The 16,206-nt window shown below is 62.5% G+C and carries 17 protein-coding genes; 11 read left to right on the top strand and 6 right to left on the bottom strand.

From position 1 onward, the window contains the following. The first annotated feature begins 17 nt into the window (after nt 1–17). Together hemL and C7A17_RS15540 are read left to right on the top strand one after the other, a co-directional pair. Nucleotides 18–1,307, top strand: a complete 1,290-nt coding sequence (gene hemL / locus C7A17_RS15545; RefSeq protein ID WP_106738867.1) for a glutamate-1-semialdehyde 2,1-aminomutase — start codon at nt 18–20, stop codon at nt 1,305–1,307. Nucleotides 1,308–1,468: 161 nt separating this feature from the next. Beyond that, nucleotides 1,469–2,017 (top strand): tetratricopeptide repeat protein, encoded by a 549-nt coding sequence (locus tag C7A17_RS15540; RefSeq protein ID WP_106738866.1) that lies wholly within the window; start codon nt 1,469–1,471, stop codon nt 2,015–2,017. 48 nt (nt 2,018–2,065) lie between these two features. Here C7A17_RS15540 and C7A17_RS15535 read toward each other — a convergent pair whose 3' ends face one another. Next, nucleotides 2,066–2,389 (bottom strand): DUF1820 family protein, encoded by a 324-nt coding sequence (locus C7A17_RS15535; RefSeq protein ID WP_106738865.1) that lies wholly within the window; start codon nt 2,387–2,389, stop codon nt 2,066–2,068. Nucleotides 2,390–2,489: 100 nt separating this feature from the next. On the opposite strand from C7A17_RS15535, the gene C7A17_RS15530 reads away from it, so the two are divergent. From C7A17_RS15530 to lnt, 6 genes are all read left to right on the top strand, one after another. Continuing rightward, nucleotides 2,490–3,284, top strand: a complete 795-nt coding sequence (locus C7A17_RS15530) for a hypothetical protein (RefSeq protein ID WP_106738864.1) — start codon at nt 2,490–2,492, stop codon at nt 3,282–3,284. A 67-nt stretch (nt 3,285–3,351) separates the two neighbouring features. Next, nucleotides 3,352–4,695: a tRNA (N6-isopentenyl adenosine(37)-C2)-methylthiotransferase MiaB gene (gene miaB / locus C7A17_RS15525; RefSeq protein ID WP_106738863.1), complete on the top strand. Its 1,344-nt coding sequence runs from the start codon at nt 3,352–3,354 to the stop codon at nt 4,693–4,695. A 100-nt stretch (nt 4,696–4,795) separates the two neighbouring features. Then, entirely contained in the window at nt 4,796–5,788 is a 993-nt protein-coding gene (locus tag C7A17_RS15520) for a PhoH family protein (protein ID WP_106742957.1), read from the top strand. Further along, complete coding sequence (gene ybeY, locus C7A17_RS15515; RefSeq protein ID WP_106738862.1) at nt 5,781–6,245, top strand: rRNA maturation RNase YbeY; 465 nt, start codon at nt 5,781–5,783, stop codon at nt 6,243–6,245. The genes C7A17_RS15520 and ybeY overlap by 8 nt, the downstream gene beginning before the upstream one ends. Before the next feature lie 22 nt (nt 6,246–6,267). Continuing rightward, complete coding sequence (locus C7A17_RS15510) at nt 6,268–7,107, top strand: HlyC/CorC family transporter (RefSeq protein ID WP_106738861.1); 840 nt, start codon at nt 6,268–6,270, stop codon at nt 7,105–7,107. 145 nt (nt 7,108–7,252) lie between these two features. After that, nucleotides 7,253–8,773, top strand: coding sequence for an apolipoprotein N-acyltransferase (gene lnt, locus C7A17_RS15505; RefSeq protein ID WP_199796451.1), 1,521 nt, complete (start codon nt 7,253–7,255; stop codon nt 8,771–8,773). 196 nt (nt 8,774–8,969) lie between these two features. Here lnt and C7A17_RS15500 read toward each other — a convergent pair whose 3' ends face one another. Then, on the bottom strand, nt 8,970–9,749 hold the full coding sequence (locus tag C7A17_RS15500) for a YdcF family protein (protein WP_106738859.1): 780 nt from the start codon (nt 9,747–9,749) through the stop codon (nt 8,970–8,972). Between the two features lie 254 nt (nt 9,750–10,003). After that, nucleotides 10,004–10,417 carry a hypothetical protein gene (locus tag C7A17_RS15495; RefSeq protein WP_106738858.1) on the bottom strand — a complete coding sequence of 138 codons (414 nt, stop codon included), beginning with the start codon at nt 10,415–10,417 and terminating at the stop codon, nt 10,004–10,006. Nucleotides 10,418–10,595: 178 nt separating this feature from the next. Here C7A17_RS15495 and leuS point away from each other — a divergent pair, with 178 nt between their 5' ends. The 3 genes from leuS to holA are packed head-to-tail and all read left to right on the top strand — an operon-like array spanning nt 10,596 to nt 14,962. After that, nucleotides 10,596–13,208, top strand: coding sequence for a leucine--tRNA ligase (gene leuS, locus C7A17_RS15490; RefSeq protein WP_106738857.1), 2,613 nt, complete (start codon nt 10,596–10,598; stop codon nt 13,206–13,208). Nucleotides 13,209–13,262: 54 nt separating this feature from the next. Further along, nucleotides 13,263–13,874 carry an LPS-assembly lipoprotein LptE gene (locus tag C7A17_RS15485; RefSeq protein WP_106738856.1) on the top strand — a complete coding sequence of 204 codons (612 nt, stop codon included), beginning with the start codon at nt 13,263–13,265 and terminating at the stop codon, nt 13,872–13,874. 56 nt (nt 13,875–13,930) lie between these two features. After that, nucleotides 13,931–14,962 carry a DNA polymerase III subunit delta gene (gene holA, locus C7A17_RS15480; RefSeq protein ID WP_106738855.1) on the top strand — a complete coding sequence of 344 codons (1,032 nt, stop codon included), beginning with the start codon at nt 13,931–13,933 and terminating at the stop codon, nt 14,960–14,962. Between the two features lie 25 nt (nt 14,963–14,987). Here the strand turns inward: holA and C7A17_RS15475 are convergent, their stop codons facing one another. Genes C7A17_RS15475 through ubiX form a run of 3 tightly spaced genes read right to left on the bottom strand, consistent with a single transcriptional unit; the run spans nt 14,988 to nt 16,206 of the window. After that, nucleotides 14,988–15,278, bottom strand: coding sequence for a YceK/YidQ family lipoprotein (locus tag C7A17_RS15475; protein ID WP_106738854.1), 291 nt, complete (start codon nt 15,276–15,278; stop codon nt 14,988–14,990). Further along, nucleotides 15,275–15,565: a DUF2845 domain-containing protein gene (locus C7A17_RS15470; protein ID WP_106738853.1), complete on the bottom strand. Its 291-nt coding sequence runs from the start codon at nt 15,563–15,565 to the stop codon at nt 15,275–15,277. The genes C7A17_RS15475 and C7A17_RS15470 overlap by 4 nt, the downstream gene beginning before the upstream one ends. Before the next feature lie 11 nt (nt 15,566–15,576). Then, a complete protein-coding gene (gene ubiX, locus C7A17_RS15465; protein WP_106738852.1) occupies nt 15,577–16,206 on the bottom strand; it encodes a flavin prenyltransferase UbiX in 630 nt (209 codons plus the stop codon).

Genomic DNA, 16,206 nt, shown 5'->3' with positions numbered 1-16,206 from the left:
TTCAGAGAGAACTTGCCATGTCCCGCTCCGAGATCCTCTTCGCCAACGCCCAGAAACACATCCCCGGTGGCGTCAACTCGCCGGTGCGCGCCTTCAAGAGCGTCGGCGGCACGCCGCTGTTCTTCAAGCACGCCGAAGGTGCCTATGTGACGGACGAGGATGACAAGCGCTATGTCGACTATGTCGGCTCCTGGGGGCCGATGATCCTTGGCCACAGCCATCCGGACGTGCTCGACTCGGTGCGTCGCCAACTGGAGCACGGCCTGTCCTACGGCGCGCCAACCGCGCTGGAAACCGAGATGGCCGAACTGGTGTGCAGCCTGGTGCCGTCGATGGACATGGTGCGCATGGTCAGCTCCGGCACCGAAGCGACCATGAGCGCCATCCGCCTGGCCCGTGGTTACACCGGCCGCGACAGCATCATCAAGTTCGAAGGCTGCTACCACGGCCACTCCGACAGCCTGCTGGTCAAGGCCGGCTCCGGCGCCCTGACTCAAGGCGTGCCGAACTCAGCGGGCGTGCCGGCGGCCTTCGCCAAGCACACCCTGACCCTGCCGTTCAACGACATCGACGCCGTGGCCGAGTGCCTGGCGCAGGTCGGCCAGGAAGTGGCCTGTATCATCGTCGAGCCAGTGGCCGGCAACATGAACTGCGTACCACCGGCGCCGGGCTTCCTCGAAGGCCTGCGCGAGCAGTGCGACAAGCACGGTGTGGTATTGATCTTCGACGAGGTGATGACCGGTTTCCGCGTCGCCCTCGGCGGCGCCCAGGCGCACTATGGCGTCACCCCGGACCTGACCACCTTCGGCAAGATCATCGGCGGCGGCATGCCGGTCGGCTGCTTCGGCGGCAAACGCGCGATCATGGAATGCATCGCCCCGCTCGGCCCGGTCTATCAGGCCGGCACCCTGTCGGGTAACCCGCTGGCCATGGCCGCCGGCCTGACCACGCTGAAGCTGATCAGCCGCCCGGGCTTCCACACCGAGCTGACCGATTACACCACGCGCATGCTCGACGGCCTGCAGCAGCGCGCGGATGCTGCCGGCATCCCCTTCGTCACTACCCAGGCGGGCGCCATGTTCGGCCTGTACTTCAGCGGCGCCGACGACATCGTCACCTTCGCCGACGTAATGGCCAGCGATAGCGCGCGCTTCAACCGCTTCTTCCATTTGATGCTCGATGGCGGCGTGTACCTGGCACCGAGCGCCTTCGAGGCTGGCTTCACCTCCATCGCCCATGGCGAAACCGAACTGAAGCAGACTCTGGACGCTGCTGAACGCGCCTTCGCCGAACTGAAGAAAGCCTGAACCTGACCCAGGCTGGCGGCCAACGAGCCCCCAGCACCTGCCCAGCCTGGGTAAAGACTTTGTAAGATTGCGCCGACTTACTCCATAATGCGAAGGCCGGCGCACTCTACGCCCGGCTGCTTCCGTAACCCGCCCCGAACCGTTGAGGCACCGCTATCCAGATGAACCGCACCGGCCGCACCCTGTCTCTGGGCTGCCTGTTGCTTTTCCTCCCGCTGTTTGCACTTGCAGGCGGCAACTCCCTGCTGATCCCTGCCAGCGGCAGCTGTGCCCTGAACGCTACGCCTGAAGACATGCCCGATGCCCTCGCCAGCTGCCAGGAAATGGCACGCGGTGGCAACATGCAGGCGGCCTACGAGCTGGGCGAGTACTACTACGACGGCAAACGCACCCCACGCGATTTCAAGCAGGCGCTGACCTGGTTCGAACGTGCTTCGCTACAGGGTCATGCCGAAGCCCAGTTGCGCCTGGGCACCATGTTCTTCCGCGGCGAAGGCGTACCGGCCAACAATGTGCAGGCCTACATCGTATTGAAGATGGCTTCGGTCAACGGTTCGGACGAAGCGATGGACAGCGCCGATCTGGTTTCGGCGCAGATGCGTCGCGATGAGCTGGAAATTGCCAGCCAGGTACTGGGCCAGATCTTCCGCAGCTACCTGCTGGAATTGCAGACCGCCGAAGGCCGCTCGCCCTTCTCGCCTCTGCCTTGATCGTTCGCATCGTTTCCGGTGCGCGCGGCGCACCCTACAAAAACGCTCTCACTTCTCGGGCATTGGCATGGGGAACGGCATCACGTTACCGCCGCCTTTGGCCTCGCTGATCTTCGCCGTGCCCAACCGCTCCACCTCGTCGATACGGATGATCGCGTGCATCGGCACGAAGCTGCGCACCACACCTTCGAACTGCGCCTTGAGCTTTTCCTCGCTGGGGTCGACCACCAGTTGGCTGCGCTCACCGAAGACGAATTCCTCCACTTCCAGAAACCCCCACAGATCGCTCTGGTAGATCTGCTTGGCGTACATTTCATACACCTGGCCCTGGTTGAGAAAAATCACCTTGTAGATGGGGTCGCGCTTGCTCATGAAGGCTCGAAGTCAGGAAAAACGGGGCGCGCAGAATAGCACAGCACGCCCATACAACACCGCTGCCCGCCCAGCGAATCAACATCAAGGACGAAATCCCATGCCTGCATTTCAGGTGCTTTGCACCATGCTACTGGCCACACTGCTGACACTTTCCGCTCAGGCGGCGGAGAAGGATTGCTCGGAGAACGCGCTGCGTCGCCCCTTGGTAGACACGCTTGTCTCCCGTGGCGACTACGCGGACGCCATCGCGCGCCTGGAACAGGTGCAGCGACAACAGGACGCCTGCCTCTACGACACTCTCGATGCCAACTGGTACTGGCTGCGCAGCGACCTGTCACTCGCCTACCTCAAGGTTGGCCGTGAGCAGGATTGCCTTGTGCTGCTGGGGCGCTTGATCGATAACCCGGCCAGCCCATGGGACATCCAGCAGCATCTGGAGCAGGATGATCGCCTCCAGCACGCCTTGCGAACCAATCAACGCCTCTGTCATGCAGCGCACGAGAAACGCCTGAGTTCGTATAGCGCAACGCCCTGCCCACAACCTGCCGAGGGTGCAATAACCAGCATCGCCACCGTTTCTGGTAGCTGCCTGGTGCTACTACCTGCTCCTACTGCGCAGTCCTGCCCGCATATAGAAGAATGGCGCGCTGGCCACCCCCTGCGCCAGCTCGTTCCTGCCGCAGGCGATAACGACAGCCCACTGGCTGACGCCTCACGCTGCTGCAGCATCCAGACCCTGAGCGTGAATTCCGAAGGCGACCAGCAGCATCTTCGCCTACAAGGCGAAGGTCGCGACTGCTATGGCGGCAGCGCTTATGACCTGATCGACGCGCTGTATCTCTTGCACGATGACCAGTTGGTACTGGAGCAAGATTACTCACGCACCCGCTGAGCGGTAGCGCCACCTCTGGCACATGCCTATAATGCGCGGTCATTTTTTAACCACCTCAGACACTGCCATGACCAAGAAGCTCTATATCGAAACCCACGGTTGCCAGATGAACGAGTACGACAGCTCGCGCATGGTCGACCTGCTGGGCGAGCATCAGGCCCTGGAAGTCACCGAGCGACCGGAAGAGGCCGACGTCATCCTGCTCAATACCTGCTCGATTCGCGAAAAGGCCCAGGACAAGGTGTTTTCCCAGCTCGGCCGCTGGCGCGAGCTGAAGCAAGCCAATCCGGATCTGGTGATCGGCGTCGGCGGCTGCGTGGCCAGCCAGGAAGGCGCCGCGATCCGTGATCGCGCGCCCTATGTCGACGTGGTCTTCGGCCCACAGACCCTGCACCGCTTGCCAGAGATGATCGACGCTGCCCGCGTGACCAAGACCGCGCAGGTCGACATCAGCTTCCCCGAGATCGAGAAATTCGACCGCCTGCCGGAACCGCGTGTCGACGGCCCCAGCGCCTTTGTTTCGGTGATGGAAGGTTGCAGCAAGTACTGCACCTTCTGCGTAGTGCCTTACACCCGTGGCGAGGAAGTCAGCCGCCCGCTGATCGACGTACTGATGGAAATCACCTCCCTGACCGAGAAAGGCGTGAAGGAAATCACCCTGCTCGGACAGAACGTCAACGGCTACCGTGGCGAGACGCCGGACGGCCGCATCGCCGACTTCGCCGAACTGCTGCATGCCGTGGCGCTGGTCGACGGCGTCGAGCGCATCCGCTACACCACCAGCCACCCGCTGGAGTTCTCCGACGCGATCATCCAGGCCCACGCCGAAATCCCGCAGTTGGTGAAGTACCTGCACCTGCCCGTACAGTCCGGCTCGGATCGCATTCTGGCGGCGATGAAGCGCAACCACACCGCGCTGGAATACAAGTCGCGCATCCGCAAACTGCGCGCCGCCGTGCCGGACATCCTGATCAGCTCGGACTTCATCGTCGGCTTCCCCGGCGAGACCGAGAAGGACTTCGAGCAGACCATGAAGCTGATCGAGGATGTCGGTTTCGACTTCTCCTTCTCCTTCATCTACAGCTCGCGCCCTGGTACGCCGGCGGCCGACCTGGTCGACGACACCCCGGACGAGGTGAAGAAGCAGCGCCTGGCCCTGCTCCAGCACCGAATCAATCAGAACGGCTTCGAGAACAGCCGACGCATGGTCGGCACGGTACAGCGCATCCTGGTCAGCGATTACTCGAAGAAAGATCCAGGCATGCTCCAGGGCCGCACCGAGCAGAACCGTATCGTCAACTTCCGTTGCGACGACCCACGCCTGATCGGCCAGTTCGTCGACGTGCATATCGACGACGCCCTGCCCCACTCCCTGCGCGGCACCCTGCTCAGCGAGTCGAACCTGCACTGACGCCCCCGACCAAAGCCTGATCCGCCTACGCTTTCCCAGGTAGGCGGACAGCGTTATGCTTGCTCCTCACTCCCAGCCGAATGGCAGTCAACACAAGACCTTGAACGCTTCCCTAGAACCCCATCGTTTCACCCTCGAACCTTTCGAGGCCCGCCGTTTCGCCAACCTCTGCGGCCAGTTCGACGAACACCTGCGTCTGATCGAAGAGCGCCTCGGTCTGGAAATCCGCAACCGCGGTAACCAGTTCGAATTGCTTGGCGATGCCGAGAAAGCCCAAGCCGCCGAACAGTTGCTGCGCAAGCTGTACCGCGAGACCAAGGCCAGCGAACTGTCACCCGATCTGGTGCACCTGTATCTGCAGGAGTCAGGGGTCGAAGAGCTGGTCAACCCCAGCAATCTGCCGCAGGTCACCCTGCGCACGCGCAAAGGCGTGATCAAGCCACGCGGCGCCAACCAGCAGCGCTACGTCAAATCGATCCTCGATCATGACATCAACTTCGGCATCGGTCCGGCCGGCACCGGCAAGACCTACCTGGCCGTCGCCTGCGCCGTCGATGCGCTGGAGCGCGAACAGGTGCGCCGCATCCTGCTGGTGCGCCCAGCAGTCGAGGCCGGCGAGAAGCTCGGCTTCCTGCCGGGTGACCTGGCGCAGAAGATCGACCCCTACTTGCGCCCACTGTACGACGCGCTCTACGAAATGCTCGGCTTCGAGCATGTGGCCAAGCTGATCGAGAAACAGGTGATCGAGGTTGCCCCGCTGGCTTACATGCGCGGCCGTACCCTTAATAACAGCTTCATCATTCTCGACGAGAGTCAGAACACCACCGTCGAGCAGATGAAGATGTTCCTCACCCGTATCGGTTTCGGCTCCACCGCCGTGATCACTGGCGATATCACCCAGGTCGACCTGCCGCGCGGCACCAAGAGCGGCCTGACTCACGTCATCGACGTACTGCGCGACGTACCGGGCATCAGCTTCACCCATTTCAAGCCCAAGGATGTGGTGCGTCACCCCCTGGTGCAACGCATCGTCGAAGCCTATGAGCGCCACGACAATCGCCTGCACGGCAAGGTCGACAACAACGATGCTTGAGCTCGACCTGCAGCTGGCCAGTGACGGCCAGCACCCGGATGAGGCGCAATTGCGCCGCTGGTGCGAACTGGCGTTGCGCCAGCGCACGGCTGACTCCGAGTTGACCATTCGCCTGGTCGATGAAGCCGAAGGCCGCGAGCTGAACCACACCTGGCGGCACAAGGACTACGCCACCAACGTACTGTCCTTCCCCGCCGAGATTCCCGACGGGATTCTCGATATTCCGCTGCTGGGCGATCTGGTGATCTGCGTACCGGTCGTCGAGCGCGAAGCCGCCGAGCAAGGCAAGACACTGGAGGCGCACTGGGCACACCTGGTGATCCATGGCTGCCTGCACCTGCTCGGCTATGACCATATCGAGGAAGAAGAAGCCCTCGAGATGGAAGAACTGGAACGACAATTGCTCGCCGAACTGGGTCATCCCGACCCATATGCCGGCGACGAATCCCCCTCCTGACAAGGAACCCCGAGTAAACGCCATGAGCGAAGACCGATCGAGCAACGAGCAGAAGTCCTGGTTCAACAAGCTGACCCAGGCTTTTGCTCATGAGCCGAGAAACCGCCAGGAACTGCTGGAAGTCCTGCGTGAAGCCCACCAGAACAAGCTGCTCGACAGCGAGGCACTGGCCATCGTCGAAGGCGCAATCCAGGTCGCCGACCTGCAGGTACGCGACATCATGGTGCCGCGCTCGCAGATGATCAGCATCAAGTCCACCCAGACGCCACGCGAATTCCTGCCCGCCATCATCGATGCCGCGCACTCGCGCTACCCGGTGATCGGCGAAAGCCTCGACGACGTGATTGGCATCCTGCTGGCCAAGGATCTGCTGCCGCTGATCCTCTCCGGCGAACAACCGGACTTCAACCTCAAGGACATGCTGCGACCGGCCACCTTCGTACCCGAGTCCAAGCGCCTCAACGTGCTCCTGCGCGAGTTCCGCGCCAACCACAACCACATGGCCGTGGTCATCGACGAGTACGGCGGCGTCGCCGGCCTGGTGACCATCGAAGACGTGCTCGAGCAGATCGTCGGCGACATCGAGGACGAACATGACGTCGAGGAAGACGGCTACATCAAACCGCTGCCTTCCGGCGATTTCCTGATCAAGGCGCTGACACCGATCTACAGCTTCAATGAAACCTTCGCCAGCGAATTCCCCGACGATGAGTACGACACCGTCGGCGGCCTGGTGATGAGTGCCTTCGACCATCTGCCCAAGCGCAATGAAGTCACCGAGATCGGCGGGTTTCGCTTCCGCGTGCTCAACGCCGACAGTCGTCGCATCCACCTGCTGCGTGTAACACCGCTCAATCGCTGACGCTGATGCCTCGCCATGGTCGCAACTGCGGCCATGGCGAGTGGCACGCCTGCAAAACACTGCCACGAATTTCCCCGCGCCCGCCTTCCCGAGGCAGCATTTCAGCTCTACCCTTGCGCCACCGCTTTCCTAGGACTTGCCCATGCTGCAATGGATGACCCGTTCGGGCTGGCCCGGCCATCTCGCCGCCCTGGTTGCTGGTGCCATCGCGCCACTGGCTTTCGCCCCCTTCGATATCTGGCCTTTGGCTGTGCTGTCCATCGCCGTGCTGTACTTCAGCCTGCGCGAGCTACGTCCAGGACAGGCTGCACTGCGTGGCTGGTGCTACGGTTTTGGCCTATTCGCCGCCGGCACCAGTTGGGTTTATGTCAGCATCCATGACTACGGCTCGGCGTCACCTGCTCTGGCAGGCCTGTTGACCCTGAGCTTCGTCGCTGGCCTGGGCCTGTTCTTCGCGTTGATGGCAGCCCTCTGGGCACGCTGGATACGTCGCAGCGAAGCGCCACTGGCGGACTCTCTGGCATTCGCCGCCCTGTGGCTGGCGCAAGAAATCTTCCGCGGCTGGTTCCTAACCGGCTTTCCCTGGCTCTACGCCGGCTACAGCCAATTGAGCGGCCCGCTAGCCGGCCTGGCGCCGATTGGCGGCGTATGGCTGATTTCCTTCGTCCTCGTCCTCACCGCCGCGCTGATCATCAATCTCAACCAGTTGCGTCCGAACAAGCCACGCTATGTCGCAGCAGTGATCTTGCTGTTAGCCCCCTGGGCGCTGAGCCTGGCACTGCAGGATCGCGACTGGACACAAGCCGCTGGCGAGCCGCTGAAAATCGCGGCAGTCCAGGGCAACGTGGAACAGAGCATGAAGTGGGATCCGGCGCAGTTGAATGCTCAACTCGCCCTGTACCGCGACCTCAGCTTCAGCGCCAAGCCGGTGGATATTCTGGTCTGGCCGGAAACCGCAATCCCTGTGCTCAAGGACATGGCGCAAGGCTATATCGGCGTGATGGATCGCTTCGCGCGTGACCGCCAGAGCGCGCTGATCACTGGCGTACCAGTACGCCAGAGCAATGCCGAGGGCGAGTTGCGTTACTACAACGCCATCACCAGCTTCGGCGAAGGCCAGGGCACCTACCTGAAACAGAAACTGGTGCCATTCGGTGAGTACGTGCCCCTACAAGAAGTGCTACGCGGGTTGATCGCCTTCTTCGACCTGCCAATGTCCGACTTCGCCCGCGGCCCTGCGGATCAGCCGCCACTGCTGGCCAAGGGATACCGGATCGCACCGTTCATCTGCTACGAAGTGGTGTACCCGGAGTTCGCCGCTGACCTGGCCGCGGACAGCGACATCCTCCTGACCGTGAGCAACGATGCCTGGTTCGGCAGCTCTATCGGCCCGCTGCAGCACTTGCAGATGGCACAGATGCGTGCGCTGGAGGCCGGTCGCTGGATGATCCGTGCCACCAACAACGGCGTGACCGTGACCATCGACCCGCATGGCCGCGTGCAGCAATGGCTGCCGCAGTTCCAGCAGGCCGTGCTGTATGGCGAGGTCGTACCGATGCAGGGGCTGACGCCCTACCTGAAATGGCGCATTTGGCCGCTGGCGATTTTCTGCGCCCTGATCCTGGGCTGGGCACTGCTGGCCAGTCGTATGGCCAAGACGCTGTAAATCGCCCCTACGGGAGACCGCCAGACAGCTCCCGTAGGGTGCGCCATGCGTACCGATCGAAGCAGCCCTGTAGGGCGGACTGGAACGCCGGCTGCTTGCAACGTCAGCTCTTAAGGCTGACTCTGGAGCCCTAGCGAACAGTCCGCCAGCCATGCCCAGACCACCTCAATGGCGTACTGCCTGCGGCGAGTACGCCCTAATCCCTCTCACCCTGCCCGTACACCAGCGGATAGGCCACCTGGCCAATCGCCTCGTTGAGCAGCATGCTGCTCTGCCAGATCACCCGGGACTCCGGCAGCCAGCCACCCAACGGTCGCTCATAGCCAGCACTGAGAAAGCCCATCGGGGCGGTGATCACTTCGAAACCAGCCTGTTCGAAACACCAGCGCGCCCGCTGCATATGCCAGGCCTGGGTCACCAGCACTACGCGACGCACGCCCTGCGGCTGCAGCAGCTCGGCGCTAAGCACAGCGTTCTCCCAGGTGGTGCGGCTTTCCTCCTCCAGCCAGCGAATCGGCAGACCGTAGTCACGCTGCATCGCGTCAGCCATCAACGCCGCCTCGCTGGGCGGCTGCCCATAATGCAGGCCGCCGGTAGCCGCCATCGGCAAACCTGAGGCCCGCGCCAGGCGCGCCGCATAGCGCAGTCGCTCGAGCGCCATCAAGCCAGGCTGATCGGCACCGCCCCAGCCCGGATCATTCTGCTCACGCCCCGCACCGAGAATGACGATGGCATCGGCACGCTGCGCCAGCGTCGTCCACTGTTCTTCAGCCAACACCGGCTCACGTTCGAGCAGCCCGGCGCTCCACTGCATCACGGCCGGTAGACTCATCAACCACAAGCCGCCAACTCCCAAAGCCAAGCAGGCGGCGGCCAGACGTGGAAACGAGCGCCGCAGCCACCAGGCCAGCAGGATCAATAGCAGCAGAATGCCTGGCGGCATCAGCAGTTGTTTGAGGATGTAGCGAATCGGCATCAGGCACCTCCAAGGGCGCCCAAGCCTAGCAGGTTGTTGAAAACGTAGACTGGGCTGCCAGCGCAATACCGATGGCGGCCCAGCAAAAACAGGTGAGGAGCGGTCGGAGTCGCGGTCGACTTTACGAGCTGTAAATGAGCAGTACTCGCTTCGCTCGCCCCTTCAGGGCCGCACTGAAGTGCGTTGGCCGCAAGCGGCCTGCCGAGCCTGTTTTTAACGCCGCGATGGCAACGCAGGTAGTTTTCAATAGCCTGCTAACGGGGATTGCCGCTGCGGAACAGCTTCGAGCCACAGGCCTGACACGCCTGTGCATCCTGCCCGCGATGCCAGCTCACAGGTGTACCACACAAGGCGCAGCACAGCGCCTGACGACGCTTGAGCAGTGGTTTGACCTTGTTCACCGGCCGAGTGGCACGCAACGGCTGCCGCTGAATCAGTGCCAGCTCTTCAGCGGCAGCATGCCAACCCCGCAACCAGTGCAGATCCCGATTGAGGTAAGCGCGAATCAGCTCCAGCTCAGCGGGGCTCAGGCCATCGAGCTCTAGGTCGCGCAGCGGCTCGGCATGCAGGCGGCTGGCGGTGTCGGCTTCATCCAGCGCCAGGGCAAGGCGCTGCAACAGCCGCTCATACAGACCGCCACCTCGTTCCACCTGCCGTGTATTGCCCATCCGACACCTCATGGAGCCCAGCATTCGCACTCTCTGGATAAAGCTTAGCGAAGGCATCGCAAGCGGCTGGCTACCGCGACCAACGGCGGCCACGGGACAATCTGGGTTTCCCTCGATAGACGGCGCTCATGTATGCTACGACGTTTTCCGCAAGCCCCATTCCTTCAGCGCCAGAGCCATGCACGAACAGTACTCGCCCCGTGAAATAGAAGCCGCCGCGCAGTCCCACTGGGACGCGCAAAAATCCTTCGTCGTCAGCGAACAGCCCGGCAAGGACACCTTCTACTGCCTGTCGATGTTCCCCTACCCCAGCGGCAAGCTACACATGGGGCACGTGCGCAACTACACCATCGGCGATGTGATCGCTCGCTACCAGCGCATGCTGGGCAAGAACGTCCTGCAACCGATGGGCTGGGACGCGTTCGGCATGCCGGCGGAAAACGCCGCGATGAAGAATCAGGTCGCACCGGCCAAGTGGACTTACGAAAACATCGAGTACATGAAGACCCAGCTCAAATCGCTGGGTCTGGCCATCGACTGGACGCGTGAGGTCACCACCTGCAAGCCGGACTACTACCGCTGGGAGCAGTGGCTGTTCACCCGCCTGTTCGAAAAAGGCGTGATCTACCGCAAGAACGGCACCGTGAACTGGGATCCGGTCGACCAGACCGTACTGGCCAACGAGCAGGTCATCGACGGCCGTGGCTGGCGTTCGGGCGCGCTGATCGAAAAGCGCGAAATCCCGATGTACTACTTCAAGATCACCGCCTATGCCGACGAGCTGCTGAGCAGCCTGGACGAGCTGGATGGCTGGCCGGAACAGGTCAAGACCATGCAGCGCAACTGGATCGGAAAGAGCTTCGGTGCCGACATCGTGTTCGACTACGACGTCGCCAGCATCGGCATCGACGGCCAACTGAAGGTCTACTCGACCCGCCCCGATACCCTGATGGGCGCCACCTACGTCGCCGTGGCCGCCGAGCATCCGTTGGCCCAGCGCGCTGCCGAATCCAACCCGGCGATTGCCGCTTTTATCGCCGAGTGCAAGGCCGGCTCCGTGGCCGAGGCCGATATGGCCACCATGGAGAAGAAGGGCCTGGCCACCGGCCAGTTCGTCATCCATCCGCTGACTGGCGACAAGCTGCCGGTATTCGTCGCCAACTACGTGCTGTGGGGCTATGGAGAAGGCGCGGTGATGGCCGTACCGGCGCACGACGAGCGCGACTTCGAGTTCGCCAACAAGTACGAGCTGCCGATCAAGCAGGTCTACACCGGCGAAGGCAAGGACTACGACGCCACTACCTGGCAAGCCTGGTACGGCGACAAGGATGGCCTGACCACCATCAACTCCGGCAAATACGACGGCAAGGCTTTCACTGAAGCCTTCGACGCCATCGTCGCCGACCTCGAAGCCAGCGGCCACGGCGCACGCAAAACCCAGTTCCGCCTGCGTGACTGGGGCATCAGCCGCCAACGCTACTGGGGTTGCCCGATCCCGATCATCCACTGCGACGCCTGCGGCGACGTACCGGTGCCGGAAGATCAGCTGCCGGTCGTGCTGCCAGAAAACGTGGTACCGGACGGTGCTGGCTCGCCACTGGCCAAGATGCCCGAGTTCTACAGCTGCACCTGCCCGAAATGCGGTAGCCCGGCCAAGCGCGAAACCGACACCATGGACACTTTCGTGGAGTCATCCTGGTACTTCGCCCGCTACGCCAGCCCGCACTACGACAAGGGCATGGTCGACCAGAAAGCCGCCAACCACTGGCTGCCGGTCGATCAGTACATCGGCGGTATCGAGCACGCCATCCTGCACCTGCTGTACGCACGCTTCTTCCACAAGCTGATGCGTGATGAAGGCCTGGTCTCCTCCAACGAGCCGTTCAAGAACCTGCTGACTCAGGGCATGGTGGTCGCCGAGACCTACTACCGCACCCTGGAAAACGGCGGCAAGGACTGGTTCAACCCGGCCGACGTCGAGGTCGAGCGCGATGCCAAGGCCAAGGTAATCGGGGCCAAGCTGAAGAGCGACGGTATGCCGGTGGAAATCGGCGGCACCGAAAAGATGTCCAAATCGAAGAACAACGGCGTCGACCCGCAAGACATGATCGACGCTTATGGCGCCGACACCTGCCGCCTGTTCATGATGTTCGCCTCGCCGCCCGACATGAGCTGCGAATGGTCGGATGCCGGCGTCGAAGGCGCCAACCGCTTCCTGCGTCGCGTCTGGCGCCTGGCCCATGGCCACGTCAGCGTCGGCCTGCCAGGCAAGGTGGATGTCGCCAACCTGAGCGACGAGCAGAAGGCCGTGCGCCGCGCCATTCACCTGGCCATCAAGCAGGCCAGCAACGATATCGGCCATAACCACAAGTTCAACACCGCCATCGCCCAGGTGATGACGCTGATGAACGTACTGGAAAAAGCGCCCACCGTGACCGAGCAGGATCGTGCGCTGGTTCAGGAAGGCCTGGAAACCGTTGCACTGATCCTATCGCCGATCACCCCGCACATCAGCCATGAGCTGTGGCACGAACTGGGCAAGCAAGGTGCGATCATCGACGCCAACTGGCCGCAGGTCGACGAATCCGCTCTGGTGCAGGACTGCCTGACCCTGGTGGTACAGGTCAACGGCAAACTGCGCGGCGAGATCATCGTGGCAGCCAGTGCCAGTCGCGAAGACGTCGAGGCTGCCGCCCGTGCCAACGAGAACGTGCTGCGCTTCACCGAAGGCCTGAGCATTCGCAAGGTCATCGTGGTGCCAGGCAAGCTGGTCAACATAGTCGCCAACTGATTAAGCTCGGCGCCACGGCAACGTGGCGCCGTGATCCGCCAAGGGGATATGAGAATGATGAAACGGAATCTGCTGGTGATCGGCCTGGCCGCCCTGCTCAGCGCATGCGGCTTCCAGCTGCGTGGCACCGGCGATGTACAGTTCGCCATCAAGGAACTCAACGTAACCGCACGCGATGCCTATGGCGATACCGTGCAGGAGCTGCGTGAGGTGCTGAGTCGCAACGACGTTCGCGTGTATGCCGGTGCGCCCTACAAGCTGGTGATCAGCCGCGAAATCGAGAATCGTCGCAGCGCCAGCTACAGCAGCGGCGCCCGTACCGCCGAGTACGAACTGACCATGGCTCTGGAATATGAGATCCGTGGCGCTCGGGATCTGCTGCTGACCAGCAACAAGGTCGAAGTGCAGAACCACTACCAGCAGGACGACAACAACCTGGCCGGCTCGGATCAGGAAGCAGCCCAACTGCGTCGCGAACTGCGCCGCGAGCTGATCCAGCAACTGTCGCTCAACCTGCAGCAGATCACTCCAGAACAACTGGATCAGCTGCAACAGACCGCTGAAGCCCGTGCCAAGGCGGAAGCCGAAGCACTGGAAGCGGCTCGCCGCGCGCGCGAGAGCCAGGTCGCGCCACAACAATCGCCCATCGAACTGCCGATCCAGTAAGGCTCACGGGCCGCGCAGGCGGCCCGACGCCCTTTTGCCCCGATGACATCAACTCGATGAAGCTTGCCCCCGCGCAACTCGGCAAACATCTGCAAGGCCAGCTCGCTCCGGTCTACGCCATCAGTGGTGATGAACCGTTACTGTGCCAGGAAACTGCCGACGCCATACGTCAGGCCTGCCGTCAGCAGGGTTTCGGCGAACGCCAGGTATTCAATGCCGAAGCCAACTTCGATTGGGGCAACCTGCTGCAGGCCGGCGCCAGCCTGTCGCTATTCGCCGAAAAACGCCTGCTGGAGTTGCGCCTGCCTTCCGGCAAGCCTGGCGACAAGGGCACAGCAGCCCTGCTCGAATATCTCTCCCGCCCCCCAGAAGACACGGTTCTGCTGCTGAGCCTGCCCAAGCTCGATGGCAGCACGCAGAAGTCAAAATGGGCCAAGGCGCTGATCGACGGCCAGGTCTGCCAGTTCATCCAGATCTGGCCAGTGGATGCCAACCAATTACCGCAGTGGATTCGCCAACGCCTCGCTCAGGCGGGCCTGAATGCCAGCGCTGATGCCGTGGAGATGATCGCCGCACGCGTGGAAGGCAACCTGCTGGCTGCCGCCCAGGAAGTGGAAAAGCTCAAACTGCTGGCCGAAGGCAACCAGATCGACGCTGAAACCGTGCAGGCCTCAGTCGCTGACAGTGCCCGCTTCGATGTGTTCGGTCTGATCGACTGCACCCTCGGCGGCGATGCGGCGCATGCCCTGCGCATGCTCGAAGGCCTACGCGGCGAAGGCGTGGAAACCCCGGTGATCCTTTGGGCGCTGGCACGCGAGATTCGCCTACTGGCCGGTATCGCCCATCAACAGAGTCAGGGCATCCCATTGGACAAAGCCTTCGCCAGTGCTCGCCCTCCCGTATGGGATAAACGTCGCCCGCTTCTCTCCAAAGCCCTGCAACGGCATAGCAGCAGACGCTGGGGCCAACTGCTGCAACAGGCACAACTGATCGACGCCCAGATCAAAGGCCAGGCGGCAGGCAATCCCTGGAGTGAGCTGGCCTTGCTGACGCTACAACTGGCAGGTCAACGTCTGCGCCTCGCGTAAGCGAGGCCATAAGCCCCTGCAGCGGCTACAACCCGCCGCTTACACCCAATCGAACACCCAATGCGGTAGCCAGCGAAAACGGCAGCAACAAGGTATCGAGCAGCGCGCTGGCTGGCAGATCCAGCGCTGCATGGCGTGGCGCCTCGGCACCGAAACGATCCAGTGGGCAACAGCCGCCATTGAGGCTGTACCAGTCCAATCGCGTACCGGCATAGACCACGGGCGCCCCCGGTTTGGCTGCATCCAGCGTACGCACCGTGGCACAGCCGGTCAGGCTCAGTACCAACAGCATGAAGAGCGGCAGGCCGGGTCTCATCCCCGCTCCGTCCTTATTTCGACAAGCTTGCCGTCGAGGAAACGCAGGTAGCGGTAGACCCCATTGCGCGGCCCGTATACCCACTGCTCTACCGTCACTCCACCGCCCTGCTGGCTACTGGGTGGTGTCACCTCACGCTGGTCGGGCTCACCACACTTACGCAGTACGTCGACACTACGCTCTCCCTCATAGATCAGCGCAGTCCCACAGCGCATGGAGGCCTCAGCCACCGGCAACAGTGAAAACGCCAGAACGCCTCCCAGCACACAACGGATCGCAAGCGGCATGAACAATCTCCTTAATCCTCCGACACAAGGTGATGCTCGCCCCAGCGCGGCAGCATGTCCTGGGGAACGCCCAGGCAGTTGAGGATGCGCGCAACGACGAAGTCCACCAGATCATCCAGCGTCTGCGGCTGGTGATAGAAACCCGGCGAGGCCGGCAGAATGGTCACGCCCATGTTCGACAACTTGAGCATGTTCTCCAGGTGAATGCTGGAATATGGCGCCTCGCGCGGCACCAGGATCAACTGCCGGCGCTCCTTGAGCGCAACATCCGCGGCGCGTTCGATCAGGTTGTTACAGGCGCCGGTGGCGATGGCTGACAAGGTGCCGGTACTGCATGGCACCACTACCATGGCGGTCGGCGCACCGGAGCCGGAGGCAGCCGGGGCCATCCAGTCTTCCTTGCCGTATACCCGGATCTGCCCAGGCGCAGCGCCGGTATATTCGGTGAGGAACTGGGCCATGGACTGCGGCTTGGCCGGCAACGCCACATCGGTCTCGGTGGCCATCACCAGCTGTGCGGCCTTGGAAATCAGGAAGTGTACTTCGCGCTCCTCCTGCACCAGGCAGTCGAGCAGGCGCAGACCGTATTGCGCACCGGAGGCGCCGGTCATGGCCAGGGTGATGCGTTCGGAACCGCTCAT

This window comes from Pseudomonas mendocina (genome assembly GCF_003008615.1).
Taxonomy (GTDB): domain Bacteria; phylum Pseudomonadota; class Gammaproteobacteria; order Pseudomonadales; family Pseudomonadaceae; genus Aquipseudomonas; species Aquipseudomonas mendocina_C.
This window is presented reverse-complemented; position numbering and strand designations above follow the sequence as displayed.